We start from the raw sequence: 23,960 nt of genomic DNA on the forward strand, positions 1-23,960 counted from the left end.
TGCGCAGCGCCTCCCACACCCCGTCGACCAGGGTGGTCGACGGGGTGTCGGAGGTGACCGTCATGCCTGCGCCACCGCCCGGTCCTCGACCAGCTGCGCGTCGTCCTTCGCGGCCGGCTGTCCCTCGGAGATCTGGCACTCCGCCGGCACCTCGATGCCGTACAGCTTCGCGGCGTTCAGGCCGAGGATCTTCTTCTTGCCGTTGGTGTCGAGGCGGGGGTAGTCGGCGTACTGGTCGTCGTCGGGCATCGTCCAGTCGACGAGGCCCTCGATCTGCCACTTCGGGGTCCAGATGTTGTAGTCCGAACCGAAGGTCATCTTGTCCTCGCCGACCCAGAACAGCAGTTCGCCCATCACCTTGGCGAAGAACTTGGGGCGCGCGTGCATGAGGCCACCGACGACGACGGACAGGCCCGCGTACACGTTGGGCTCCTGCGTGGCCATGAAGCAGAAGTCCTCGATGCGCGGCAGGCCGACGTGCTCGACGATGAAGTTCAGGCCCTGGAAGTCGGTCGCCGCGTGGTCGACGTCGGAGACGTCGAACGCGTCCTTGTCCAGCGGCCAGATCGTCGGGCCCTTGTGCACGTGGATGTTCTTGACGCCGAGCTCCTCGGCGCGCTGCAGGAAGCGGTAGGCCTCCGGGTCGGTCAGCTTGAACCCGCGCGAGTCGCCGTTCCACTCCGCCGTGTAGAGCTTCGCCCCGATGGCGCCGTAGCGGCGCACGTTCTCCTCGAACTCGCGCATGCCGGCGTCGCCGTCACGCGGGTCGAAGCGGGTGTTCAGGATGAACTTGCCGGGGTACTTCTCGGCGAGGTAGCCGTTGCGCTCGCTGGTGTTGAAGCCGTTCTTGTACCACTCGCGCAGGTAGGTCGACTGGAGGATCGCCACGTCGACGTGGCCCTCCTCGAACTCCTCGCGCATCAGCTGCTCCTCGGAGACCTTCTGGAACTCCTCGAGCGGCTGGTGCGTCTCGGCCGGGCCCAGGCCCTGGTAGGCGTGGAAGCACTCGATCCAGCCCTTGGCGTACTGCTCGGCGCCCTGCACCCAGTTCTCGGGAGAGGCGTCCCAGTAGTGCATGTGGGAGTCGACGATGAAGTACTTCTCGCCGTCCTTCTCGTACATGTGGTGGTGTCCTTCCGAGTCAGGGGACGAGGATGGCCCGGCCGCGAACGTTGTTCGCGTCGAGGTCGTGCAGGGCGTCCAGCGCGTCGTCGAGGCGGTACTGCTTCGTGTGGAGCGTGACCTTGCCGGCCTGAGCCAGGACCATGAGCTCGGCGAGGTCGTTGTAGGTCCCGACGATGTTGCCGATGACGTTCTTCTCGCCGGCGACGAAGTCGAGCGTCGGGGCCTGGAACTGGCCGCCGTAGCCCAGGACGAACTGGTAACCGGCGGGCCCGGTCATCTGCCAGGCCTCGAGCTCGACGCCCTGCTCGGCGACGAAGTCGAAGACGACGGTGGCGCCGCCGCCGGTGAGCTCCTGGACCTCGCCGACCTGGTTGCCGTCGGCGAGCACGGTCTCGTCCGCGCCGATCTGCTTGGCCAGGTCGAGAGCGTCCTGGTTCTTGTCCACCACGATGATCTTGGTGGCGGTCAGGGCGGCGAGCGCCTGGATGCCGATGTGGCCCAGACCTCCGGCGCCGATCACGACGGCCGAGCTACCCGGGTAGAGGTGCGGCACGGCCTTGCGGACCGCGTGGTACGCGGTGATCCCCGCGTCGGCCAGAGCGGCGACGTCGGCGGGGTTGGTGTCCGGGTCGAGCTTCACGCAGGCCCGCGCGGTCGTGCGCAGGTACTCGGCCATCCCGCCGTCGTTGTTCGACAGGCCGGGGAAGAACGCCCCGCCGGTGCACTGCATGTCCCGGCCCGCCCGGCAGGCCAGGCAGAGCCCGCAGGACGGCTGCGGGTGCAGGATCACCGTGTCGCCCACGGCCACGTTGGTGACGGCGTCCCCGACCTCGTGCACCCAGCCCGCGTTCTCGTGGCCGATCACGTACGGCAGCTCGGGGTTCTGGATCTCCGCCCAGTCCCCGTTGACGATGTGCAGATCGGTCCGGCAGACGCCGGCGCCGCCGATCTTGACGATGACGTCCAGTGCCCCTTGGAGCTCGGGCTCCGGGATGTCGTCGATCGACGGGTCCTGCTTGTACTCGTGTACCCGCACGGCCTTCACGAGGGACTCCTCTCCAGCTGGATCGAGGCGGTGGTCACTGCCGGGCTCATCCCACCGAAGGGCCGAGACCGAGGGACTGCGGGGTGCTCGCGTCGGGCGGGGGCTGCGGGATCCCCTCGTCGAGCTGGCCGTACTCGGTCATCAGGGCCTTGTTCCAGGGCGTCTGCTCCTCGGCCACCAGCGAGTTGGTCGTGAGGATGAGGCCGGCGACCGACGCGCCGTTCTGCAGCGCCGACCGCACGACCCGCAGCGGGTCGATGATCCCCAGCTCGAGCATGTTGCCGAAGCGGCCCTCGAGCGCGTCGAAGCCCTCGTCGACCCCCATGTCGCGGGTCTGCTTGACGACGTCGGCGCCCTCGAAGCCCGCGTTGAACGCGATGAGGTTGGCCGGCTCGGACAGCGCCGCCCGCACGATCTCGGCACCGATCCGACCGTCGCCGGTCAACCCCTCGAGGTCGTCCAGGGCCCCCTCGGCGTGCAGCAGCGCCGCGCCGCCGCCGGCGACGATGCCCTCGGCCATCGCCGCCCGGGTGGCCTGAAGGGAGTCGTCGACGCGGTGGCGGACCTCCTTGAGCTCCGCGTTCGTCGGCGCCCCGACCTGCAGGATCGCGGCCTTGCCCGACAGCCGGGCGATGCGCTCGGAGAAGAAGTCCTCGTCGGTGCCGATCGTGGCGCGGTCCATCTCGGCACGCAGCTGCTGCACCCGTAGCTCCCGGGCCGCCGGGTCGCCGTGGCCGCCGATGATGGCCGTCTGCTCGCTCGTCGCGCGGACCTGCGTGGCGCGGCCGAGGTGCTCGGCGCCCATCTGCTCGAGGGCGAACGCCGAGGCCTTCGAGTGGACCTTTCCTCCGCAGAGCGCCGCCATGTCCTCGAGGAGGTGGATGCGCTTGTCGCCGAAGCCCGGCGCCTGGATCGCGGTGACCTTGAGGTGCCCGTTGACGTGGTTGTGCACGAGCATCTGCAGCGCCGAGCCCTCGACCTTCTCGGCGATGATCACGAGCGGGCGGGGGTCCCGCATGATCTTCTCGAGCACCGGCATCAGCAGCCGGACGTCGCTGATCTTCTCGGCGGAGAACAGGATGTAGGGGTCGTCGAGCACGGCCAGCATCGAGCCGGGGTCGGTGACGAGGTACGGCGAGACGTAGCCGTTGTCGAACTCGAAGTCCTCGACGAAGTTGACGTGCAGCCCGAGCACCGGGCCGTCGTCGACGGTGATCACGCCGTCGTCGCCCACGGTGTGCAGCGTCTCCGCGACCACACGCCCGATCGCGTCGTCGTCGTTGGCCGAGATCGCGGCGACGCGCGCCAGCGACTCGACGTCGTCCACCGGGTGCGCCACCGAGGACAGGTGATCCACCACGCGCGCCACCGCGGCGTCGATCCCCCGCTTGACCAGCACCGGGTTCCCGCCCTGCGTGATCGCCTTGAGTCCCTCGCGCACGATCGCCTGGGCGAGCACCGTCGCGGTCGTGGTGCCGTCACCGACCACGTCGTTCGTCTTGACCGCGGCCTCCTTGAGGACCTGCGCGCCCATGTTCTCGAACTGGTCCCGCAGGAAGATCTCCCGTGCGATGGTCACGCCGTCGTTCGTGACGTCCGGCGTCCCGGTGATCTTCTCGAGGATGACGTTGCGTCCCTTGGGCCCGAGTGTCGATTTCACCGCCTCGGCGAGCTGGTCGACGCCGGCCTGCAGGGCGCGGCGTGCGTCGGCACCGAAACGAAGTTCCTTGGCCATGTCCTCACTTCTCCGTGGAGTCGAGCTCTACTCGGGCGCACAATGAACGACAGGCCGGGCCGCCGCGGCGCACACGCGGCGGCCCGGCCGCCGCGGTCAGGTGACGGGCTTGAGGTCGAAGTCGATGTACTCGGCCGCGTCCTCGGGGTTGGCGAACATGATCGTCCGGTCGTCGAGGTGGACCATGCGCCCGTAGTGGGTCGACATGTTCTCCTCGAACTCGGCGGCGTCGAACCAGTTCTCGTCCTCGCCGGCCTCCTCGTCGATGTCGGCGTACAGGACCTCGAACTTGCCCTGGCCATCCACGCGGATCATCGAGGGCAGGTGCTCGACCTTGACGTTGTCGAGCCGACCCAGGACGTTGGCGACGATCACGCCGACCTGGTTGTTCATCAGCGTGAAGCCGCACATGTTCGACGCGGCGATGTCCGCTCCGAACTGCAGGCCACCGTCGCGGGTGGAGTCGAACGCCTCGGCCTTGCTCTCGGTCGTCACTGGTTCAGCTCCTTCGGGGTGTCGAGCCCGAGATCGGAGAGGATCCCGGCGAAGCGGTTCTTGGCCTTGTCGAGCGAGTCCTCGAATCGCGGGGGCTTCGCGTCGGTCTGCGACCAGAGCGGCTGCATCGTCCGGGCCGCCTCGAGACACTGCGGCACCCACTCCGCCAGCCAGCCGTTCATCAGCTGCTTGTTGTGGTCGGCGAACTCGCGGTCCTGGGTCAGCGGGGCGAAGCACGCGACCGTCCAGCGCAGGTCCCGCTGGTCGAAGTCGTACTCGGCCGCGCCCATGACGGTCGGGGTGACGTAGTCGCCGTGGCCGGCCGCGGCCTGCATGACGAGGTTCGAGCGGAAGAGCTCACCGATCAGCGGTTCGAACACGATGTTCGTCGCGAAGATCGACTCGCCCCAGTCGTCGCGGATCGCGGGGAGCGCCTCGCACACCTTCCGCGCGCCCTGCCAGACCGGGTCGTTGTTCCACGCGTCGATGTGTGCGGCGCCGTCGAAGCCCTCGATCTCCTCCGACAGGGTGAGGTTGTAGAGCGCCAGGTCCTGCGCAATGCGAATCTTGTGCTCGCTGTTCACCGCCATCGCGGTGTTGTGCATGTTCGTCGGGCCGGAACGGTTGTTCGCGGCGAACACGTACAGGCCCAGGATGTGCTCGATGTGCATCCAGGCACCGACGTTGCGCTCGACGAAGCGCACCCAGTTGGGGCTCCACTGCTCGAACGCCTTGGCGTTGCGCGCGTTCTCGATGTTCTGGTTCACCTGCCGGACAACGTTGGCGTTGTACCGGTACATCGTGAGTTCCCACTCCTCGTTGGGATCACGGAACTCGTGCCAGCCGTGGGCCGGCCAGTTCTCCACCGGCTTGCCGCCGGAGCCGGGGCCCCGCTCGGGCTCGGGGTCGTCGACCCCCCAGGCCTTGAGCTTCGTCCAGGTCAGCGGGTAGCCGCGCGAGCCGTCGGCGAAGCCGTAGATCCAGCCCTGCGTGAGGTAGTGCCTCGGGTCCGGCTGGACCTCGACGGTCACGTCCTCGTAGTGCGTCTGCTTGCGCTTCGCCGGCTTGAAGTAGTTGTAGTGGCGCGCGGAGGGACCCGAGTCGGGGAACTCCTTCGCGCCCGCCTCGGCGTCGGTGAAGACGGGCTTCGGGACGCTGCGCTCGGACCGTTCTTCGGTGGTGGTCATTGTGGGCCCTCAGTCCTCCGGCTCTCCGGTGGTGGTGAACTTGTCGTAGAAGATGTTCTGCTCGCTCATTCCACGCTGTGTCAGCAAGGCGATGGCCGCGTCCACCATCGGCGGCGGCCCGCACACATAGGCATCCTTCCCTTCCAGGTCGGGCTCGTTCGCACGGACGACCTCGGTGATCAGGCCGGTCTCGCCGTCCCAGTCGTCGCCGTCGGGCTCCGACAGCGCCGGGACGTAGCGGAATCCCGGAATCTGGTCCTCGAGTGCGCGCAGCTCCTTCTCGAAGCAGAGATCGGCCTTGGTGCGGGCCCCGTAGTACAGGACCGCCCTGCGCTCGACCTGGCGTTCGGCCAGCGAGCGCAGCAGTCCGAGCAGCGGCGCCATTCCCGCACCGCCACCGACGAAGACGATGTCCGACGTGCGGTTCTCGCGGAGGGTGCACGTGCCGAAGGGGGCCTCGACCTCGAGCCTGTCACCGACCTTCACGCGGTTCGCCAGGAACTGCGAGAACGCCCCGTCGGGATAGATCTTGATGACGAACTCGAACCGCTTGTCGCGGTTCGGCGTGTTGGCCATGGAGAACGACCGGACCTCGCCGGTGTCGGGGACGGTGAAGTCCATGTACTGGCCGGGGAAGTACTTGATCTCCTCGCCGGCGATCTGCTGGACGACGAGGTGACGCATGTCGTGGGTGACCGGGTCGTTGGCCAGCACCTCGACGGTGCCCTTGCGGATCGGCAGCCCGGAGCGGAGGACCTCCTCGTCGTAGTTGAGGAGCTCGATGGTCAGGTCGTCGTAGGCGTGGGCACGACACAGGAGGGTCTGCCCCTCCTCCCGCTCCATGTCCGGGAGCGCGAAGGTCGAGTACCGGTCGAGCTCGATCTCGTCCAGGTCGCCCTCGAGGACGAACGACTTGCACGCCGCGCACTGGCCTTCCTTGCAGCCGTGCATCAGCTGCACGCCCTGCTCGAAGGCGGCACGCAGGATGGTCTGGTCCTCGTCGACCTCGATCTCGATACCGACGGGTTCGAAACGGACCCGGTGCTTCTCACCCATCCAGGGCGCTCCTTGGGGAATCGTGTCGGGAACCGGACGAACCGGACGGCGGAGGGCCGACGAACGGTTCGTGGAGGACGACGGGGGAGGGCCGGGCGCACCCGGCCCTCCCCCGTCACCTCACGGCGAGGTCAGGCGATGACTCAGGACTTCAGGTGCTCGCCCTTCCCGGCGGGCCGGCCGGCAGGACCCTGCCGGACGTAGTCGGCCGCGAACGCCTCGCGCTCGGAGTCGCTCATCTCGTTGAGGAGGACGTTCGGGCTCTGGAGATGCGGCATGCGCCGCATGTGGTCCAGCGTCCACATCTTCTTCGGGTCGAGATCGAGGTGCGGCTGCGCGGTCATGGTGTTGCCGTCGTCGCGGACGAAGCCCATGTCCTTGACGACGTCGGCCCAGTTCCAGCCGTGGTACAGCGTCTCCCACTCGCGGTGGCCGACGAGCTTGCCCATGTTCGGCGTCTCGCGGCCCTGGTACGTCGGGCGGAAGGCCTCGGCGTCGGTCCAGCGGCAGGCCTCGTGGCAGTAGGTCCGCCACTGGCCGTCCACCTTGTCCATGACCATGTCCTCCCGCACCAGGCACGGGACCATGCAGGTCCAGCAACGGTGCGGGTACACGTAGTCGACGTCCTCGGCCACGATCGGGTGGTGGCCGTTCGGCTTCGCCAGACGGTTGTAGTTCTCCCACCACTTGCCGTACTTGTCGTACCAGCCCGGGTACTTGTACTCGAACCACTCGAAGTCCTCGTCGGTCATGCCGTCGATCCGCCAGTAGTTGGCGAGCCAACCGGTGGAGAAGAACTGCGCGACCTCGTGGACGTAGCCCTTGTTCCAGATCTGGTTCCACGACTCCTCGATGAGGTCGTGCGGGATGACCAGACCGTACTTCTCGAGCGGCAGCAGGTAGGAGCGGTAGTAGTCGTCGTAGATCCACCGCCGCCACATCTCCGCGTAGGACTCGCGGTCCTTGCGGCGGTCCTTCGTGCCGTACTCGATGAACGTGCCGATGGCGGCGTCCACCACGCGGTGGTTGTTCCACCACGCGTAGCGCAGGTCGCGCTCGAGCAGCTGGCGGTTGTCCTCGTCCGACAGCGCCATGAGCAGCGTGGCGTAGCCGTTGGAGATGTGCCGCGACTCGTCGGACTGCACGGAGTGGAACACCGTGGGCAGCAGGTAGTCACCGTTGGCCGCCGCCTCGGCCGGCATGGCCACGAACAGGGTGTTCGTGAACGCCGTCTCGGCGACGATCGTCAGGTAGATGCTGGCCGCGGTGATCGCGTCGCCGGTGATGAACCCCTCGGCGAACTGGCGGCCGATGGTGCCGCAGTAGTCCGAGTGGAAGTTCCGGAGGGTGTTGTTGAAGCCCGCCGGGTCGATGTAGTTGTTCATGTACAGCCGCTTGAGGTTCTGCTGGATCGTGCTGTGCCGAACCTCGTCGATCATCTGGATCGCCTGGCCGTTGTGCAGCTCCGGGTTGGGAACCGCCTGGAACAGCATCGGCATCGACCGGGCGGCCGAGATCTCCGGGAGCGGGATGATCGACAGGAACAGCTTCTGCCACTCCAGCCACCGCTCCTGGACCTGGCGGAACATGTTCCCGCGGATCGCTCCGTCGGACGCTCCGTAGACGCGGTTGTCCTTCTCCTCCTGCATGGGGAAGTAGGACCGGAGGACCTGCTTGAGCGGGTCCTTCTTGGCCGCCTTACGGAAGGTGTAGTCCGTCCCGTACTTCATGTACGGCTCGTGGTACACCGGCTCCCAGGACAGTTCCTGGATCTTCTGGTGAGCCTTCGCCAAACTCTGACGGCTCATCTTCTCTCCTCGTGGAGTTCCTGGCTCGGCCTACGGGGTTCCGCAGCCGTGGACTGTGGTGGTGCGGTCGCCGGGTCGCGGCGACGGTCATCGGGCTCGAGGGGTCAGGCGGTTCCGGGGACGGAGCCGCGGCGTATCGCCTCCGGGTCGTCGGGTGGGGGCACCCCCGACTCGGCGTCGATCCAGTCCTGCGTCGCCGTGGCGGCGACGTCACGGACGACGCCCGTGAGCTCCTCGCCGTGGGTGGCGAAGCGCCGGGCCGGGGTCGAGATGGCGATGCTGGCGGCGACCTGCCCGTTCGGGGCGAAGATCGGCGCACCGATGCAGCAGAAGCCCTCGGCGTACTCCTCGCGGTCCACCGCGTAGCCGCGCCGGCGGACCCGGGCGAGCTCGAGCTCGATCGCCGGGGTGCTCGTGATCGTGGTGCCGGTGAACGACGCGAGCGTGGACTGCTCGCGCAGCCGCTCGGCGCGGGCACCGGACGAGGCGATGAGGGCCTTGGTGACCGCCAGCGCGTGCGCCGAGGCGAGCGGGATGCGCTCGGCGAGGTCCGGGATGCGGGCGAGGCCCTGGTGGCCGCGGGCGTCGACGATCACCGTCGCGTCGTCGTCCTCCCAGCGGGCGAGGTAGGTCCGCTGGCGGGTGCGCCAGTACAGCTCGGTGACGGCGTCGGACAGCCGCTCGGGGAGCTCGTAGCGCCGCAGGTCGTCCGGCGCGTCGGTCTCGCCCCACGCCTCGCCCCACGGCGGGGCGTCCTGCAGCCGCACGGTGCCGGTCTGCCGGTCGCGGACCGCGTAGCCCTCCTGGCACAGGGTGTTGAGCAGGTAGCGCGCGGTGGCCGTGCTCTTGCCGAGCTCACCGGCGAGCGCCTCGGGGGTGATCCCGTCCGGCGCGGCACCGAGGATCCGCAGCGCGGCCAGCGCCTCCGCGGCCGTCTTCAGGGAGCGGCCACCGCCGGTGCCCCGACCCTGCTGCGGATCGATCATCGGTGCCCTCCTCCCGTCGTCGGGCGATCCGTCCTGCTCCGACCGGCCGTGCACCGGCCGTCGTGCGGGGGCTACTGAACGCTGCGACGAGGCTTGTGGTCAACATCACGGTTTGTGCGTGCAGATACTGCACCCTCCGCTGGCCGCAGCCCGTCGACCGTTGCGCGCCGGTACGGCCGGGGCGGCAGCGCGGCGAGCGGTGGACGAACGGTCGGGTTCCGCCGGACGACCGAGTGGTACCTCCGGCGCGATGACCGCCGCCCCCGCGCCGCACCGGTTGCGCTACGCGTACAACACCAACGGTTTGACGTCGCACCGCCTCGACGACGCCCTCGCCCTGCTCGCCGACTGCGGCTACGACGGGGTCGCGCTGACCCTCGACGTCGCCCACCACGATCCGTTCGCCCCCGAGCTGGGGCGCCGCACCGCGGCGCTGGCGGACCGGCTGCGCGACCTGGGGCTGGGCTGCGTCGTCGAGACCGGCGCGCGCTTCCTGCTCGACCCGCGCCGCAAGCACCAGCCCACGCTGATCACGCCGGACCCGGACGGGCGGAGGACGCGCGTCGACTTCCTGCGCACCTGCGTCGACGTCGCCGCCGACCTGGGCAGCGAGGCGGTGTCGTTCTGGGCCGGCGTGCCCGGCGCCGGGCAGGACCGGGACGAGGCGTGGCGCCGGCTCGCCGACGGGGTGCGCGAGGTCGTCGAGCACGCGCGCACCCGCGGCGTCGTCTGCGCCGTGGAGCCCGAGCCGGGGATGCTCGTGGAGGACTGCGACGACTGGATGCGCCTCGCGCTCGACGTCCCCCGGATCACCCTGGCCCTCGACACCGGGCACTGCATCGTGTCCGGGCGCTGGACCCCCGAGGCGGCCGTGCGCGAGTTCGCGCCGCTGCTCGGGGCCGTGGCGGTGGAGGACATGCCCCGCGGGGTGCACGAGCACCGCGCGCCGGGCGAGGGCGACATGGACCTGCCCGCGGTGCTCGCCGCGCTGCGGGCCGTCGAGCACCCGGGGCTGGTGTCGTTCGAGCTGTCCCGGGACTCCCACCGCGCGGACACCCTCGTGCCCGGCGCCCTGGCGACGATCAAGGAGATGGAGGACGGGGTGGAGGTCCGGGTTTGAGGATCTGCTTCGTGTCCCGCCGCTACTGGCCCGCGGTGTCGGGCATGAGCGCGTACGCCGAGAACCTGCTGCGCCACCTGGTGCGCGAGGGCCACGACGTCGTGCTCGTGTCGCAGTACCGCGGCGACCCGCAGGGCCGGGCGGTCTACGGCGGCGGGCCGCCCCCGCCCGAGCGGGTGCCGGCGGGCGTGCACGTCGTGGCGCTCGAGGCGCACGGCGAGCAGGAGGTCGTCCACGGCCGGCCCGCGGACTTCGAGGCGGACGTGGAGACGATGCGCGCCGCGATCGCCGTCGAGCACGCGCGGGCGCCGTTCGACCTGCTCCACGCCCAGTACGCCTACCCCACCGGGCTCGCCGTGCTGCGCGCCGCGCACGACCTCGGGCTGCCCGCGGTGGTCAGCGTGCAGGGCGGCGACGGGCACTGGGTGGGCACCTGCTGCGGCATGCACGAGACGCTGGTGCGCGCGGTGTTCGCCCACGCGCCGGCGCTGGTCATCGGCTCGTCGTCGTTCGCCGCGGAGGTGTCGCAGCGCCACGGCGTCGACCCCGACCGCTGGACGGTCGTCTCCGGGGCCACCGACACCGAGCGCTTCGCCCCGGCCCGCGAGCCCGGCGCGCTGTCCGACCCGCCGGTGCTGCTCTACCACGGTCGCGTCGACGCCCGGAAGGGTGTGCTCGACCTGCTCGACGCCGTCGCCGACCTGCTCGACCGCGGCCGGCGGCTGCGGCTCGTCGTCTCCGGCATCGGCCCGGACACGGGCACCGTCGCCGACCGGGTCACCGAGCTCCGGCTCGACGAGCACGTGACCCAGCTCGGCTACACGGCCTACGAGGACGCGCACGAGGTCTACCGCCGCGGCGACGTGTTCGTCAGCCCGACCTACGCCGAGGGGTTCTCGAACACCGTGCTCGAGGCCATGGCCACCGGGCTGCCCGTGGTGTCCACCGACGTCGTCGGCGTGCGCGACTGCGTGCGCCACGAGGACAACGGCCTGCTCGTGGCGCCGAAGGACCCCGCGGCCCTCGCCGACGGCGTCGCCCGCGTGCTCGACGACGCCGAGCTGCGCGTCGGGATGGCCCGGCGCGCCCTCGACGAGGTCCGCGCCCGCTGGTCCTGGCCGGTCGTCGCCGGCGAGCTCACCGACGTCTACGACCGTGTCCGCGACGTCGGGGTCCCGGCCATCGCCGACGTCCCCGCCGACCCCGACTGCCGCTTCCGCGCGGCGCCGCACCTGTTGTGAACGTCAGCGGTGGGCCATCGCAGACGTTGAGTGTCCGTATCGCCACACGCTCGCCGGAGCGCACGTGACCTGGGTCGTCGCGGTCAGCCCGCACCTCGACGACGCCGTGTTCTCCGCCGGCGGGACGTTGGCGCGCCTGGCCGCGGCGGGGCACGAGGTCGTCGTCGTCACCGTCTTCACCGGCTCGGTCGCGGCGCCGACGGGGTTCGCGCTGGCGTGCCAGACCGACAAGGGCCTGGCGCCCGAAATCGACTACATGGCCCTGCGCCGCGACGAGGACGCGGCCGCGCTGCGCCGCCTCGGGGTGCGCGGGGAGCACCTGGGCCTGCTCGAGGCCCCGCACCGCGGCTACGACTCCCCCGCCGCGCTCTTCGCCGGGCGCCGCCCGGGCGACGACGTGGCCGGTGCCGTCGCCGACGCCGTCGCCCCGTACCTGGACGGCGCGGGCCTCGTCCTCGCCCCGCAGTCGGTCGGCGACCACGTCGATCACCGGGTCGTCACCGCCGTCGTCGCGGAGCTGACCGGGCTCGCCGACCCCGGGCGCACGGCGTGGTGGCGCGACACCCCGTACGCGGTGCGCCGCCCGGACGCGACCGGCGCGCCCGAGGTCACGGGCACCGACGTCGCCGTCGCCCTCGACGGCGTGCTCGACGCCAAGGCCGAGGCCGCCGCCGCCTACGCCACCCAGGTCGGCTTCCAGTTCGGCGGCGCCGAGCACGTCGCCCCGGTGCTGGCCGACCTCGCCCACCGGGAGGGCGCACGCCTCGGCGTCGACGGGCCCGTGGAGATCCACCGCACCGGTGGCGGTGCCCGCGCCGTGCTCGGCACGGTGGAGCCGTGAGAAGTCTCCCGGGCGCCCGGCCCCTGCTCGAGGTGGCCACGATCCACGCCGAGCCGGCGGCGCTGGCCTCGGCGCGCGGCCAGGAGGTGCTCGCGCGCTTCCCCGACGCCGAGGTCGTCGAGATCGCGTCCCACTGGCGGATCCCCGACCTGCACGGCGCCGAGGAGAACGTCGCGCGCTGGGCGCGGGTGAAGGCCGAGCACCTCGTGCTCGGGGTGAAGAAGACGCTGACGGTGCGGCCCAGCGGCCGCTCGGCGGACTTCATCGCGCCCTCGACCGCCAACGGCTGCGCGATGGCCTGCGCCTACTGCTACGTCCCGCGCCGCAAGGGCTACGCCAACCCGATCACGGTGTTCACCAACATCGACGCGATCAGCCGGTCGATCGCCCGGCACGTCGCCCGGCAGGGCCCGAAGACAGGGCCGAACGGTCCGGGCCCGAACCAGTGCGACGCGAGCGACTGGGTCTACGACATCGGCGAGAACTCCGACTGCTCGGTCGACGCCCGCGTCAGCGACAACGTCGCCGACCTCGTCGCGCTGTTCGCCCGCCTCGACGGGGCGAAGGCGTCGTTCGCCACCAAGCACGTCAACCGCGACCTGCTCGACCTCGACCCCCGCGGCGGCACCCGCGTCCGCTTCTCGCTCATGCCGCGGCGTGACGCGCAGCTGCTGGACATCCGCACGAGCTCGATCGACGAGCGCATCGGCGCGGTCGACGACTTCCTCGCCGCCGGCTACGAGGTGCACCTCAACTTCTCCCCGGTGGTGCTGCGCGAGCGCTGGCAGTCGGAGTGGGCGGCGCTGCTCGACGAGCTCACCGAGCGGCTCTCGCCCGCGGCGAAGGCGCAGGCCGCCTGCGAGGTGATCCTGCTGACCCACCACGAGGGCCTGCACGACGTGAACCTCGGCTGGCACCCCCGCGCCGAGGACGTGCTCTGGCGGCCCGAGGCCCAGGAGGCCAAGCGCACGGGGCAGGGCGGCGCGGTCGTGCGCTACCGCGTCGAGGTGAAGCGACGCGCCGTCGCCCGCTTCCGCGAGCTGGTGGCCCGCCACGCGCCGTGGCTGACGATCCGCTACGCGTTCTGAGCTCCGGGTCGAGCTCCGCTCCGCTGCGTCTCCCGATGTGGCGATTACGCTCGGGACACGTGAGCACCCGGCTGGCTCTGAGCCGCGAGTACCCGCACGGCGTCCCCGCCTTCGCCGCCGCGCTCGCCGATCCCGAGTTCCACCGCGTCAAGCTCGACGTCGACGGCACGGGACGCATCGAGGTGGTCGCGTTCGAGGAGCGCGAGGGGACCGGCGAGGACGACCGCCGGGTGCGGGTCGTGCTGCGTCAACCGGTACCGCCCGGCCAGGTCCCGGCGGTGGTCGAGCGGCTGCTGTCGGGTGTGCTCGTCATCGAACGCACCGAGGAGTGGCGGCTGACGCCGCAGCGCTGCGACGGGCGGGCCCGGGTGGCGGTCCCGGGGACACCGATCAACGCCGGCGGCACCATGGCCGTCGCGCCCACCGGGGACGGCAGCCGGCTCGCGGTCGACCTCGAGATCACCGCGGCGATCCCGCTGCTGGGCGGGGGCATCGAGCGGGCCGTCGTCACCGGCATCCGCGGGCTCACCGGCGGCGAGCACGACCGGATCTCGCGCTGGCTCGCCGCGGGACGGGCGCGCTGATGCCGGCCCGCCGCCGTCGCCGTCTGGGCTCCGACCGGCTCTACGTCACGTCGTCCGACGGGCTGCCGCTCGGCCACCTCGACCTCGTCACGCGCGTCGCGCACGACGTGCCCGCGGGCTACCGGGAGCGGTTCGTCCAGGAGGCCAACGCCTGGCTGTGGCAGAACCACCTGCCCCCGATGGGCAGCCCGTCCGAGGTCGCCGCCGAGCCCTCGGCGCTGGGCGCCGGCGTCGAGGCCCCGGAGGGCGGCTGGGACCCGGGCTGGGAGGACCTCGCCCTGCGCCTCCCGGGACACGGGCTGCTCGAGGAGGCCGCGACCGCGCGGGCCGCCCGCGGTCCCGAGGCCGACCGGCCCTACCGGCTGCGCGCCGACGGGCAGCACGCCGTGGCCGAGGCGCTGGGCAAGCTCACCCGCTCGCCGGCGCTGCGCCGTGGTCGCGGGGCGCGGTGGCGCATCCTCCACGCGGTGCCCATGGCCTCCGACGAGGGCCACGTCGTCATCGACCACGTGGTCATCGGCCCGCCCGGGCTGTTCACCCTCCAGGTCGTCCACCTCCCCGGCGGCCGCATCACCCTGGGCGACGAGGAGCTCGACCTGGGCGGGTCGACGCTCGACCTGCCGCGGTGGCGCCGGATCGGGGTCGAGGCCGCCGACCGCGTGTCGGAGGGCCTGGCCCGCGCGGCGGGCGCGACGGAGACGCTCGACCCGCCCGCCGTGCACCCCGTCGTCGTCGCCGTCGGCGCGATCCTCGTCGGCCAGGGCCGCCCGCGCGGCGTGACGGTGACGCGCGTCGGTCCGCTGCCGCGCCTGCTCACCGCGTTCGGGTCGCCGCTCTCCGACCTCGCCGTGGCGCAGACCTACGAGGTCGCCCGCCGTTCCACGACGTGGAGCCCGTGAGCGCACCGGCACCCACCGCGACGCTGCGCCGCGCCCGGGTGGCGGTCGTCGGCATGTTCGTGGTCAACGGCGCGACCTACACCAGCATCGTCCCGCGGCTGCCGGCCCTGCGCGACGAGCTCGCGCTGTCCAACACCGCGCTGGGCGCCGCGATCGCCGCGTTCCCCGCCGCCGCGCTCGTGTTCGGGGTGCTGGCGGGGCCGCTGATCGCGCGGGTCGGCAGCGGGCGCGCCGGTGCCGGGGTCGGGCTGGTCGGGGCGGTGCTGCTGCCGGCGGTGGCGCTCGCGCCGTCGTGGCCCGCGCTCGCCGGGGCGCTCTTCCTGCTCGGGCTGACCGACGCGTGGGCCGACGCGGCGATGAACGCGCACGGCCTGCGCGTCCAGACCGGTTACGGGCGCTCGATCGTCAACGGGCTCCACGCGGTGTGGAGCATGGCCGCGGTCGGCGCGGGCCTGCTCGGCGCGGCCGCGGCCGGGCTCGGGGTGCCGCTGCTGCTGCACCTCGGCGCCGTGGCGGTGGTGCTCGTCGTCGTGGCCGCCCTCGCGTGGCGGTGGGCGTTGCCCGGCCCGGAGCCGGAGGCCGAGCACGGGTCGGCGGAGTCGACGGGGACGGGGCCGCTGCGGGCGGTCGTCGTCGCCGCGGGTCCGCTGCTGGCGCTCTCGGCGCTGCTCGTGGCGTCGGGCGGGATCGAGGACTCCGCGTCGTCGTGGGGCGCGATCTACGTGCGCGACGACCTCGCCGGCGGGCCGTTCGTGGCCGGCCTGCCGTTCGTGGCGTTCCAGACGGCGATGACCGTCGGGCGCCTCGTCGGCGACCGGGTGGTGGACCGCCTCGGGCCCGTCACCGTGGCGCGGGGCGGGGCGGCGCTGGCCGCCGTGGCCATGGCGACCGCGCTGCTCGTCGGCCACCCTGCGGCGGCGGTCGCCGGGTTCGCGCTCACGGGCCTCGGGGTGTCCACCATCTTCCCGCTCGGGTTCGCGGCCGCCGGGCGCGTGCCGGGCGTGCGGCCGGGCGACGGGATCGCGGTGGTCGGGTGGCTCGCGCGCCTGGGCTTCCTCGCGTTCCCCCCGCTGATCGGGACGATCGCCGACCGGGTGTCGGTGGGCGCGGGGCTCGCGCTCGTGCCACTGTCCGCGCTCGCCCTGGTGCTGCTGGCCGGGTCGCTGCGCCCGCGCGGGGACGTGGCGCGGACACTGCGGGGGTGACCGTCACCGGGCCCGTCGCCGAGGTCGTCGCCGCCCTGACCCGCCCGCTCCCGCCGCTGGACGAGGCGGTCGCCGCGCTGGGCCGTGATGCGGGGCTGGTGGCGTGGTGGGGCGACGACGCGGTGCCCGTCGAGGGCCCGCCGCACCCCGTCGACGCCGGATGGCGCCTGTTGGAGGTCGGCGACGCGACGATGCTGCGCAACCGCGTCACCCGCCAGGACCTCTACCGCACGGGCGTCTCGGCGCTGCGCCGCGCCCTGGCCGGGCTGCTGCTCGACGACCTCGACCTCGCGCCGACCTGGGCCGCCGACGTGGTGCTGCCGCGCGCCGACGAGGACCGGCTGACCGCGTGGATGCGGGCGCACCTGCGGCTGTCGGCGGTGCTCCACGAGGACCGCCGGGTGCTGCTCGGCCCGGTGCGCGACGCGCTGGCGCCGGGGTTGCGCGAGGACCGGGACCCGGCCCTGTCGGCCTGCGCCCGCTTCACCGCGGCCGCCGGCGAGCGCCCCGTCCGCGACCCCTCGGTGCCCTTCCGCCGTCCCTGACGTGCGTGATCTTCCGAGCTATAGCACAGAAGATCACGCACGTGGGCAGGTGACGCAGGTGCGCGCGGCGGGGCGGGCCTCGAGGCGTTCTCCGGCGATCGGGCGGCCGCAGCGCTCGCACACCCCGTACGTCCCCGCCGCCACTCGCGCGCGGGCCGCCGCGATCTCCGCGGCGTCGTGGCGTGCCGCCGCGAGCAGGGCGGCCACCTGCGCGCGGTCGTAGGCGATCGTCTGGCCCTCGGGGTCGTGCTCGTCGTCCGACGAGCTCGCCGACGCCGTGTCCACGATCCCCGCGAGCTGCGCGGAGAGGGCCTCGACCCGGGCCCGGGCCTCGGCGTCCGCCTCGTCCAGCGGGCCGGTCACACGACCGTCGCCAGCGCCCGCGGGGCGATCTCGACGGTCACCGCCCGGTCGGCGTCGAGGTCGAGCACCTCCCCGTCGAGCTGCACCGGCATCGGCTTGAGGGTGGTGAACGCGAACCGGTCGGTGCGCGGCTGCGGGCCCAGCCCGCGCACGGCGGCGCGCACCGCATAGGCCAGCAGCCGCAGCTTCGACCGGTGCGGCAGCGTGATCACCTCGAACCGCCCGTCGGCCGGGTCGCCGTCGGAGAGCGTCACGTACTTCGCCATCTCGGTGGTGTTGGCGAGGATCAGGCTGTCGAAGCGCCGCGGCCCGCTCAGCGGCCCCTCACCCTCCACGTCGACGGCGAACGGGCGGAAGCGCGAGAACGCGCGCACGGTCGTGACGATCTCGCGCAGCGAGCCCTTGCCCCCGCGCTCGATCTCGAGGGCGACGGTCGGGGTGATGCCCAGCCCGAAGTACGAGTGCGCCCAGCGCGGGCGCTCCTCCCCCGCCACGGCGACGCGCAGCAGGTCCAGCCGGCGCACCTGGCCCGCGGCGATCGCGTCGACCAGCGGGCGCTCCCGGGTCGCGCGGCGGTGGTCGTTGGCGTTGCCCGCCGGCAGCACGGCTCCCACCGCGCCGGCGACGACGCCGTCCCCCGCGGCCATGAGGCCCTCGACCACCTCGTGGTAACCGCCGTCCCCGCTGACCGACACGACGAGCACCCGGCCCGCGCGGGCCTCCTGCTCGGCCAGGACCCGCGCGTGCCCGGCGTACTCGGTCGGCGTGGCCACGACCTCGAGCTGCGGCGCCTGCTCGTGCAGCTGCGAGCGCGCCTGCTCCGCCCGCCGCGCACCGTCACCGCTGCTCTCCGGGTTGTAGATCAGGACGACCCGGTCGTACGCGGGCACGGGGGACGGGTCGGACGGCAGGGCCACACCGGGAGCCTACGTCCCGCGGGCCGTCCGCCCGGTCAGCGCAGCGCCAGCACGTGCTCGACGGCCTCGGGCAGCGTGGCGACGACCGGCGCGGCGGTGCGCAGGTCGGCGGCGTGGTGGGTCGAGTGCTCGGCCACCAGCACGCAGGCGCAGCCCACGGCGGCGGTGGCCGCGGCGTCGTCGAGCGTGTCGCCGACCAGGACGACGCCCGCGGGGTCGAGGCGCAGCACCTCGAGGTGCTCGGCGAGCGCGGCGGCCTTGCTGCGCCCGTCGTGGTGGTGGTCGCCGTCGACGCGCGCGAACCAGTCGTGCAGCCCGCGCCGGCCCAGCGTCGCGTGCAGCACGTCGTGCGCGAGCATGCTCAGCACCGACTGGCCGAACCCGGCGTCGGCGAACCGCTCGAGCGCGTCCGTCGCCCCCGCGGCCAACGACAACGCCGGCTCGACGTACCGGTAGTGAGCGCCGAACACCGCGTTCAGCCGCACCCACTCGTCCTCGCCGACGTCACGCCCCACGAGGTCGGCGTAGAAGGTGCGCAACGGGCGCCGGAACGTCGAGCGGTAGCGCTCGAGGTCGAGACGCGCATCGACGCCCACCGCCGCGAGACCGGCCGCGGAGGCGTCGACGACGGCGTGCACGTCGGCGAGCAACGTGCCGTTCCAGTCCCAGACGACGTGGTCCACCACGACGCCGATGATCCGCTACCCGTCGAGGTGCTTCAGCAGCGCCTGCAGCGATCGGATGCGGGTGTGGCGCAGGACGTCCTGCGGATCGTCGGACTCGGTCTGCTCGACCCACGCCTCGGTGTCGCCGCGGTCGGTGATCGCGAACCACACGGTGCCCGGGGGCTGGTCGTCCTGCGGCTCCGGGCCGCCCGCGCCGCTGACCGCGAGGGTCAGGTCCGCACCGAGCAGGTCCGCGGCCTTCTCGGCCATCGTGCGCACCGCGGGCTCGGAGACCACCGGGCCGTCGGGCACGCCGAGGGCCCCGTGCTTGGCCGTGCGGTCGTAGGCGACGACGCCGCCGCGGAACCACTCGCTCGAGCCGGGCGAGGCGGCCAGGTCGCTGCAGACCAGCCCGCCGGTGAGCGACTCGACGATCGCCAACCGGCGCCCGTCCCGCGACGCCGCCTCGGACACCGCCTTCGCGAGCTCCTCCGGATCCTCCACACGTACCTCCCGGCGCCTCTCGTCGACTCCCGAGCCTTGCCGATCACGGGCCCGCGGAAACGCCCTCAGGGACGGAACCGGCGCAACCGCAGGCTGTTGCCCACGACGAACACGCTCGACAGCGCCATCGTCACGCCCGCGATCATCGGGTTGAGCAGCCCGACCACGGCCAGCGGCAGCGCGGCGACGTTGTAGGCGAACGCCCAGAACAGGTTGCCGCGGATGGTGCCCAGCGCGCGCCGGGCGAGCGCCAGGGCGTCGGGCACGGCGCGCAGGTCGTCGCGGACCAGGGTGAGGTCGCCGGCCTCGATGGCCATCGCCGTGCCCGTGCCCATCGCCACGCCCAGGTCGGCCTGGGCCAGGGCCGCGGCGTCGTTGACGCCGTCGCCGACCATCGCCACGACCGCGCCGCGCTCCTGCAGGCGCCGGACCTCGTCGGCCTTCTCCGTCGGCAGCACCTCGGCGACGACGTCGTCGGCGTCGATCCCGACCTCCGCGGCCACGGCCCGCGCGGCCGCCGCGTTGTCGCCGGTCAGCAGCACCGGGCGCAGCCCGCGCGCCCGCATCCGCCCGACGGCCTCGGTCGAGCCCTCGCGCACGGTGTCGGCCACCGCCAGCACCGCGCGCGCCCGCAGCACCCCGTCCGCGTCGTCCCACGCGACCAGCACCGTCGTCGCCCCCTGCCCCGCGGCCTCGTCGAGGGCGCGGCGCAGGTCGTCCGGCACGTCCACGCCGCGCTCGTCGAGCAGCCGTCGGCGCCCGGCGAGGACGCGGGTGCCGTCGACGGTGCCCACGACGCCGAGCCCGTCGAGGGCCGCGACGTCCCGGGCCTCCGCGAGCGGGCCCGCCAGCTCGTCGCGGGCCGCCGCGGCGATCGCCCGGGCGACCGGGTGCTCGAGGCTCGCCTCGAGGGCGCCGGCCCGGGCGAGCACCTCGCCCCGCGCGACCCCGCCGGTGGTGTGCACGCCGCGCAGGGCCATCCGCCCCGTGGTCACCGTGCCCGTCTTGTCCAGCACGATCGTGTCCACGCGGCGTGTGGACTCCAGCACCTCGGGGCCGCGCAGCAGGATGCCGAGCTGCGCGCCGCGGCCGGTGGCGACGGCCAGCGCGGTCGGCGTGGCGAGCCCGAGCGCGCAGGGGCAGGCGACGACGAGGACGGCCATGCCGGCGGCGATCGCGAAGCCCCAGCCGGCGCCCGAGACGCCCCAGAAGAGCAGCGTGTTGACCGCGACGAGCATGACGACGGGCACGAACCACGCCGAGATCCGGTCGGCGAGCCGCTGGATCGCGGTCTTGCCGGCCTGGGCCTCCTCGACCCGCCGCGCCATGCGGGCCCACTGGGTGTCGCCCGCGGCGCGGGTGGTCTCGACGACGACGCGGGCGGTCTCGTTGCGGGTCCCCGCGAGCACCTCGGCCCCGGGCTCCACCTCCACCGGCACCGACTCGCCGGTGATCGAGCCGGCGTCGACGGTGGTGCGGCCCTCGACCACCCGCCCGTCGAGGGGGAAGGGCTCGCCGGCGTGGACGGCGATGCGGTCCCCGGGCTGCACGCTCTCGACCGGGACCGGCAGCTCACGGTCGCCCACGACGACGCAGGCCTCGGTGGCGGGCGGGGCGAGCAGGGCCGCCGACACCCCGAGCGCGCGGCGACGGCCCCGCCGCTCGATCCACCGCCCGAGCAGCGCCGCGGTGGTGATCGCCGCCGCGGTCTCGAGGTAGACGGTGCGCGCGCCGTCGAACTGGTCGGGGGTGGGGATCAGGTACAGGCCGTGGCGCATCCCGCCGAGGCCCGCGCCGCCGAAGAAGAGCGTCCACAGCGACCAGCCGAACGCGGCGAGCGTCCCCACCGAGACCAGCGTGTCCATCGTCGCCGAGAGGTGGCGCAGGTGGCGCGCGGCGTTGCGGTGGAAACGCCAGCCGCCCCAGACCACGACGGGCGCGGTGAGCACGAGCGAGAACCACTGCCAGTAGCGGAACTGCCAGTCGGGGTTCATGGCCACGGCGATGACCGGCAGGGTCAGGGCGAGGCACACCAGCGCGCGGTGGCGCAGCTCGCCGAGCTCGGGGTCGGCGTCCGTCGGGGCGGGGGCCGAGGGCGTGGTCTCCCGCGAGCGCCGCGGCGCCGGCACCGACGCGGACGTCCCGGCCGGGACGAGCGGCTCGACCGGCGCGGCGCCGAAGCCCAGCGCGGTCACGGCGGCGACGAGCGCGGCGGGGTCCTGGTCGGCGGGGTGGGTCACCGTGGCGCGCCCCGTGGCGTAGTTGACGCTGGCCTCGACACCGGGCAGCCGCCCCAGCCGCCGCTGGATGCGCGCCGCGCACGTGCCGCACGTCATGCCGGTGACGGCCAGCTCGGTGGTCCCGGTCGCACCGGTGGTCTCCGGCCCGGCCGGTCCCGCACCCTCCGCGACGTCGGTCGCCACGCCGCCACCTCCTGCTCCCTCGACGACGGCGCGACGCTAGGGCGCATGCACGCGCGGGCACCCGGAGCTGAGAGCCGCCGGCGGACCGTCCGCCGACCGCCGTGCTCGGGCAGGACGAACGGTCGCGGGACACCCCGGGTGGGCGACCGACCACGCCCGATCGGAGCAGCAGGGGTTCTCAGCCCCCGGTGTGTGCCGACCGGCCGACCGGGTAGGCCCGCCACCGACCTTGATCACTCCACGGAAGGGGTCAGCCATGGCCGAGGACACCGCCGCCGAGGACCTGAAGGGGCGCGCGAAGGAGGCCGTCGGCGCCGTCACGGGCCAGGACCAGTGGGCCCGCGAGGGCCAGGAGCAGCAGAAGAAGGCCGACGCCGAGGAGACCGCCCGGGCCAAGGAGGCCGAGGCCCAGAAGGCCCGCGCCGAGGCGGACAAGAAGGAAGCCGACCAGCGGAAGAAGCAGTAGTCGCTGCCCGGTGCCGGGCCCGCCGGGCGCGGGGGCCCGGCACCGCTCCCCCATGCCGTCCTCACACGGTGTCTGGTCTTCCTGTACGGGTAATCCTGCTCGCATGGCGTCCACTCAGGAGCGCAACGAGCGTGAGCACGTCGGTCCCACCGATCGGCGCGTCGGCGCCGACCTCGCCGAGGCGCTGGAGATGGCGGCGCGCGGGTTGCTCGAGCGGGGCGAGGAGGACGGCGTCGAGCACACGCTCGAGCTGATCATCCGCGGCGCGTTGCAGACGGTGCCGCACGTCGACGAGGCCGGCATCTCGCTGGTGGAGCGGAGCGGACGGGTCGAGTCCCACGCGCCGAGCAGCGACGTCGTCCAGGAGCTCGACGAGCTGCAGAACCGGCTCCGGGAGGGGCCCTGCCTGGACTCCATCTGGGAGGAGCAGCGCACCCTCGTCGAGGACATGTCGCAGGCGCACCACCGGTGGCCGCGGTACGTGGCGGCGGCCCGCGAGCGCGGTATCGGCGCGCTCATGTCGTTCCAGCTGTTCGCCGAGCGTGGCAGTGCCGGCGCCCTGAACCTGTACGCCTCCGAGCCGAACGCGTTCGACGAGAGCACCGCCGACGCCGGCCGGCTGTTCGCCGCCGAGGCCGCGTTGGTGCTGCACGGCGCCCAGCGCGTCCAGGGCCTGCACATCGCGTTGGACAACCGCGACGTCATCGGCCAGGCCAAGGGCATCCTCATGGAACGCTTCGGCATCGACCGCCGGCAGGCGTTCTCGATGCTCGTCGAATCCTCGCAGAACACGAACATGAAGCTGGCGAAGGTGGCGGAGTGGCTCGTCACCGAGGTGGAGAAGAGGCAGGGGGCCGCCACCGGGCGTTGATCCTGTGGGGCGAGCCGAGCAGGCCGACCGGTGGGCTGACAGACCGGTCGGCGTCGGACAGGGTGTCGCGATGGTCCGACCTGCCCCGGGCGAGACGCGGCTCTCGTGGGATCCCGTCCTCGATCGTGCCGACCTCAAGCCCGACGTGCTGGCCCTCCGCGACGCGCTCTCCGACGCGGTCGAGGAGGGGCACTGGGCCCACGTCGCCACCCTGCTCGACCGGACCGAGGACGACCTGCCCTCCGCGCTGAGCGCCAACGCCTTCCGTGCCGGCGACGACGGTGGGATGGCTCCCTTGCACCACGCCGCGAGCCAGGGAGCTCACCCCGACGTCGTCGACGACCTCGTCGCGCGCGGTGCCTGGCGCACGCTGCGCAGCGGCGACGGGGAGACCGCCGAGGCGATCGCGCGCCGGCTCGGCCACCGGGACCTCGTCGAGCGGCTCAGGCCGGAGCTCGCCGTGGCGATCGACGACGAGACGCTGACCGATCTCGAGATCTTCCTGTGGGCGCTGGTCGACGTCCGGACGTGGCGGCTGGGTCGCCGACTGCGGCCGCCACAGCTCGGACCGCTGCTCGAGCACCCGGAGGCGACGATGTGGATCGCGGTGTCCGGGATGTACGGCGGCTTCGCCTGCCGTTGGGCGGAGGACACGACCGAGCCGACACTCGAGGTCCGCAGCGGGAGCCGGGTGGCCGGGGGATCGGGGCGGGCGCACCACATCTCGGGCGAGGGCATCGAGCTCGTCACGCGCGGGCTGGTCTGATGGCGGGCCCACGAGACGCGGTGCA

At 73.0% G+C, this 23,960-nt stretch carries 24 protein-coding genes; 11 read left to right on the forward strand and 13 right to left on the reverse strand.

Features of this window, described 5'->3' with window-relative positions:
* Positions 1-60: 60 nt before the first annotated feature.
* From C8D89_RS27715 to C8D89_RS27750, 8 genes are all read right to left on the reverse strand, one after another.
* A complete protein-coding gene (locus C8D89_RS27715; RefSeq protein ID WP_116711375.1) occupies positions 61-1,122 on the reverse strand; it encodes an amidohydrolase family protein in 1,062 nt (353 codons plus the stop codon).
* A gap of 19 nt (positions 1,123-1,141) precedes the next feature.
* Positions 1,142-2,170, reverse strand: a complete 1,029-nt coding sequence (locus tag C8D89_RS27720; RefSeq protein WP_116711376.1) for an NAD(P)-dependent alcohol dehydrogenase — start codon at positions 2,168-2,170, stop codon at positions 1,142-1,144.
* A 46-nt stretch (positions 2,171-2,216) separates the two neighbouring features.
* Entirely contained in the window at positions 2,217-3,905 is a 1,689-nt protein-coding gene (gene groL / locus C8D89_RS27725; protein WP_116711377.1) for a chaperonin GroEL, read from the reverse strand.
* A gap of 96 nt (positions 3,906-4,001) precedes the next feature.
* On the reverse strand, positions 4,002-4,400 hold the full coding sequence (mimD, locus tag C8D89_RS27730) for a propane 2-monooxygenase effector subunit MimD (protein WP_423717297.1): 399 nt from the start codon (positions 4,398-4,400) through the stop codon (positions 4,002-4,004).
* Complete coding sequence (locus tag C8D89_RS27735; protein WP_116711378.1) at positions 4,397-5,587, reverse strand: ferritin family protein; 1,191 nt, start codon at positions 5,585-5,587, stop codon at positions 4,397-4,399. The genes mimD and C8D89_RS27735 overlap by 4 nt, the downstream gene beginning before the upstream one ends.
* A gap of 9 nt (positions 5,588-5,596) precedes the next feature.
* The gene (locus tag C8D89_RS27740; protein ID WP_116711379.1) at positions 5,597-6,643 is read right to left on the reverse strand and encodes an NADH:ubiquinone reductase (Na(+)-transporting) subunit F; all 1,047 of its coding nucleotides are present in this window, start codon (positions 6,641-6,643) and stop codon (positions 5,597-5,599) included.
* 143 nt (positions 6,644-6,786) lie between these two features.
* Positions 6,787-8,451, reverse strand: a complete 1,665-nt coding sequence (locus C8D89_RS27745) for a ferritin family protein (RefSeq protein WP_116711380.1) — start codon at positions 8,449-8,451, stop codon at positions 6,787-6,789.
* A 104-nt stretch (positions 8,452-8,555) separates the two neighbouring features.
* A complete protein-coding gene (locus C8D89_RS27750; RefSeq protein ID WP_116711381.1) occupies positions 8,556-9,437 on the reverse strand; it encodes an IclR family transcriptional regulator in 882 nt (293 codons plus the stop codon).
* 250 nt (positions 9,438-9,687) lie between these two features.
* Here C8D89_RS27750 and C8D89_RS27755 point away from each other — a divergent pair, with 250 nt between their 5' ends.
* From C8D89_RS27755 to C8D89_RS27790, 8 genes are all read left to right on the forward strand, one after another.
* Positions 9,688-10,557 (forward strand): sugar phosphate isomerase/epimerase family protein, encoded by an 870-nt coding sequence (locus C8D89_RS27755; RefSeq protein ID WP_116711382.1) that lies wholly within the window; start codon positions 9,688-9,690, stop codon positions 10,555-10,557.
* Positions 10,558-10,568: 11 nt separating this feature from the next.
* Positions 10,569-11,798, forward strand: coding sequence for a glycosyltransferase family 4 protein (locus tag C8D89_RS27760; protein ID WP_243418438.1), 1,230 nt, complete (start codon positions 10,569-10,571; stop codon positions 11,796-11,798).
* A gap of 64 nt (positions 11,799-11,862) precedes the next feature.
* Positions 11,863-12,639, forward strand: a complete 777-nt coding sequence (locus C8D89_RS27765; RefSeq protein WP_116711384.1) for a PIG-L deacetylase family protein — start codon at positions 11,863-11,865, stop codon at positions 12,637-12,639.
* A complete protein-coding gene (locus C8D89_RS27770) occupies positions 12,636-13,727 on the forward strand; it encodes a spore photoproduct lyase family protein (RefSeq protein WP_116711385.1) in 1,092 nt (363 codons plus the stop codon). The genes C8D89_RS27765 and C8D89_RS27770 overlap by 4 nt, the downstream gene beginning before the upstream one ends.
* Positions 13,728-13,786: 59 nt before the next feature.
* Complete coding sequence (locus C8D89_RS27775; protein WP_165825981.1) at positions 13,787-14,311, forward strand: DUF2505 domain-containing protein; 525 nt, start codon at positions 13,787-13,789, stop codon at positions 14,309-14,311.
* Positions 14,311-15,210 carry a nuclease-related domain-containing protein gene (locus C8D89_RS27780; protein WP_116711387.1) on the forward strand — a complete coding sequence of 300 codons (900 nt, stop codon included), beginning with the start codon at positions 14,311-14,313 and terminating at the stop codon, positions 15,208-15,210. Before C8D89_RS27775 ends, C8D89_RS27780 begins: the two co-directional genes overlap by 1 nt.
* A complete protein-coding gene (locus tag C8D89_RS27785; protein WP_243418439.1) occupies positions 15,207-16,415 on the forward strand; it encodes an MFS transporter in 1,209 nt (402 codons plus the stop codon). Before C8D89_RS27780 ends, C8D89_RS27785 begins: the two co-directional genes overlap by 4 nt.
* Positions 16,412-16,960 (forward strand): GIY-YIG nuclease family protein, encoded by a 549-nt coding sequence (locus C8D89_RS27790; protein ID WP_116711388.1) that lies wholly within the window; start codon positions 16,412-16,414, stop codon positions 16,958-16,960. Before C8D89_RS27785 ends, C8D89_RS27790 begins: the two co-directional genes overlap by 4 nt.
* A gap of 33 nt (positions 16,961-16,993) precedes the next feature.
* Here the strand turns inward: C8D89_RS27790 and C8D89_RS27795 are convergent, their stop codons facing one another.
* The 5 genes from C8D89_RS27795 to C8D89_RS27815 form a co-directional block, all read right to left on the reverse strand.
* Positions 16,994-17,323, reverse strand: a complete 330-nt coding sequence (locus tag C8D89_RS27795) for a TraR/DksA C4-type zinc finger protein (RefSeq protein ID WP_207787470.1) — start codon at positions 17,321-17,323, stop codon at positions 16,994-16,996.
* Positions 17,320-18,240: a diacylglycerol/lipid kinase family protein gene (locus C8D89_RS27800; protein ID WP_243418440.1), complete on the reverse strand. Its 921-nt coding sequence runs from the start codon at positions 18,238-18,240 to the stop codon at positions 17,320-17,322. The genes C8D89_RS27795 and C8D89_RS27800 overlap by 4 nt, the downstream gene beginning before the upstream one ends.
* Before the next feature lie 35 nt (positions 18,241-18,275).
* A complete protein-coding gene (locus C8D89_RS27805) occupies positions 18,276-18,926 on the reverse strand; it encodes an HAD family hydrolase (RefSeq protein WP_165825982.1) in 651 nt (216 codons plus the stop codon).
* 15 nt (positions 18,927-18,941) lie between these two features.
* Positions 18,942-19,409 carry a CinA family protein gene (locus tag C8D89_RS27810; protein WP_116711390.1) on the reverse strand — a complete coding sequence of 156 codons (468 nt, stop codon included), beginning with the start codon at positions 19,407-19,409 and terminating at the stop codon, positions 18,942-18,944.
* A 65-nt stretch (positions 19,410-19,474) separates the two neighbouring features.
* Positions 19,475-21,832, reverse strand: coding sequence for a heavy metal translocating P-type ATPase (locus tag C8D89_RS27815; RefSeq protein ID WP_279323415.1), 2,358 nt, complete (start codon positions 21,830-21,832; stop codon positions 19,475-19,477).
* Between the two features lie 256 nt (positions 21,833-22,088).
* Between C8D89_RS27815 and C8D89_RS27820 the strand changes: the two genes are divergently transcribed.
* The 3 genes from C8D89_RS27820 to C8D89_RS27830 all read left to right on the forward strand — a co-directional run bounded on the left by C8D89_RS27820 (position 22,089) and on the right by C8D89_RS27830 (position 23,935).
* Positions 22,089-22,298, forward strand: a complete 210-nt coding sequence (locus C8D89_RS27820) for a CsbD family protein (protein ID WP_116711391.1) — start codon at positions 22,089-22,091, stop codon at positions 22,296-22,298.
* 103 nt (positions 22,299-22,401) lie between these two features.
* A complete protein-coding gene (locus C8D89_RS27825; RefSeq protein ID WP_243418441.1) occupies positions 22,402-23,169 on the forward strand; it encodes a GAF and ANTAR domain-containing protein in 768 nt (255 codons plus the stop codon).
* A gap of 70 nt (positions 23,170-23,239) precedes the next feature.
* A complete protein-coding gene (locus C8D89_RS27830) occupies positions 23,240-23,935 on the forward strand; it encodes an ankyrin repeat domain-containing protein (RefSeq protein ID WP_133252101.1) in 696 nt (231 codons plus the stop codon).
* The last annotated feature ends 25 nt before the right edge of the window (positions 23,936-23,960 follow it).

The organism is Actinomycetospora cinnamomea, from assembly GCF_003096675.1.
GTDB classification, from domain to species: domain Bacteria; phylum Actinomycetota; class Actinomycetes; order Mycobacteriales; family Pseudonocardiaceae; genus Actinomycetospora; species Actinomycetospora cinnamomea.

What these genes read in the sequence shown, in the direction of transcription:
- C8D89_RS27715 (WP_116711375.1), bottom strand. Translation starts at nt 1,122, where the DNA reads ATGTACGAGAAGGACGGCGAGAAGTACTTCATCGTCGACTCCCACATG.
- groL (WP_116711377.1), bottom strand. Translation starts at nt 3,905, where the DNA reads ATGGCCAAGGAACTTCGTTTCGGTGCCGACGCACGCCGCGCCCTGCAG.
- C8D89_RS27735 (WP_116711378.1), bottom strand. Translation starts at nt 5,587, where the DNA reads ATGACCACCACCGAAGAACGGTCCGAGCGCAGCGTCCCGAAGCCCGTC.
- C8D89_RS27740 (WP_116711379.1), bottom strand. Translation starts at nt 6,643, where the DNA reads ATGGGTGAGAAGCACCGGGTCCGTTTCGAACCCGTCGGTATCGAGATC.
- C8D89_RS27745 (WP_116711380.1), bottom strand. Translation starts at nt 8,451, where the DNA reads ATGAGCCGTCAGAGTTTGGCGAAGGCTCACCAGAAGATCCAGGAACTG.
- C8D89_RS27750 (WP_116711381.1), bottom strand. Translation starts at nt 9,437, where the DNA reads ATGATCGATCCGCAGCAGGGTCGGGGCACCGGCGGTGGCCGCTCCCTG.
- C8D89_RS27755 (WP_116711382.1), top strand. Translation starts at nt 9,688, where the DNA reads ATGACCGCCGCCCCCGCGCCGCACCGGTTGCGCTACGCGTACAACACC.
- C8D89_RS27780 (WP_116711387.1), top strand. Translation starts at nt 14,311, where the DNA reads ATGCCGGCCCGCCGCCGTCGCCGTCTGGGCTCCGACCGGCTCTACGTC.
- C8D89_RS27820 (WP_116711391.1), top strand. Translation starts at nt 22,089, where the DNA reads ATGGCCGAGGACACCGCCGCCGAGGACCTGAAGGGGCGCGCGAAGGAG.
- C8D89_RS27825 (WP_243418441.1), top strand. Translation starts at nt 22,402, where the DNA reads ATGGCGTCCACTCAGGAGCGCAACGAGCGTGAGCACGTCGGTCCCACC.
- C8D89_RS27830 (WP_133252101.1), top strand. Translation starts at nt 23,240, where the DNA reads ATGGTCCGACCTGCCCCGGGCGAGACGCGGCTCTCGTGGGATCCCGTC.